The organism is Citrobacter sp. VF227 (assembly GCF_052950715.1).
Window position 1 is genome coordinate 1 of record NZ_JBRFVF010000066.1, and the last position, 922, is coordinate 922.

Below are 922 nucleotides of genomic sequence, written 5' to 3' on the forward strand. Positions count from 1 at the left end.
CTACCGTTACGTTAACGAGTGGTACGGGGTGGTGTCTCTGCCGGTCCCGGTCAGGACCCAAACGGAAGATGCTTTTAAAAAGGGAGGGTTCCCCCTCCCTGTGTGTCAGAAGACCTGTCAGTGATTACTTATAGGCCACGGTGACGGTCAGCGCCCCTTCCCAGGACTCCGGGATGGTCGCCGCCGGGAAGGTCACTTTGGCGGAGTGGATGTTGCCGTGAATGCCGGCGGTTATGTTGCCCGAACCCGGATTAGAAAAAACCTGTCCTGGCGTGAAATCGGTTGTTGACGGAGCAACTGTTGTCGCACCCGCGTATGGTGCTGTGGCATAATCCACTGACAGCTTCTGATTCTCCCAGGCTTTATTTAACGCGGCCATATACTTCGCATTTGCTGTGGTAGTAGGGTTTACATAATTGTGTACGCCACCTTCAAGGGTAATTCCACGAATCAGGTTACTCCATCCTGTACTCAGCGCCATAACCAGTTTAAACGTCATTTCCCCGTCCACGGTGGACGTCGCATCCGTCGCATCTGTCAGGCCGGTCACCTTCACCTTGGCAGTCTGCTCCATGGTTCCCCCTCCGGCAGTGACCGTGTAACCGTCACCACCAATAGTCACAACAGGATTCAGGCCCACACCGCCCTTCGGCGCAAGATTCACCAGATACCCGTCCAGCAGGGTCACATCCCCTTTGCCCGAGAAGTCCGCCGTCGCATTCGCCCCGGTCACCTTCCACTCCAGTTTGGTGGTGTCCCAGTCTGTCTGGTCTGCCCCGGTTTTCCACGCCCACACCGGGTTGGTGTTGGTGATTTCCCCGTTCAGGGTGATGCTGTTATCGGCCGCCAGGTCACCTTCCGTGAACGCCGCCGACACGCTGCCGCTTACCAGACCCGCCGCCAGCAGAGCCAGTTTCAGTGC

1 protein-coding gene is annotated in these 922 nt (G+C 57.4%); it reads right to left on the reverse strand.

The features are described from left to right. Nucleotides 1–124: 124 nt before the first annotated feature. Nucleotides 125–922: F4 family fimbrial subunit (locus ACU8YC_RS25040; RefSeq protein ID WP_446895966.1), on the reverse strand; the 798-nt coding region annotated here is incomplete at its 5' end.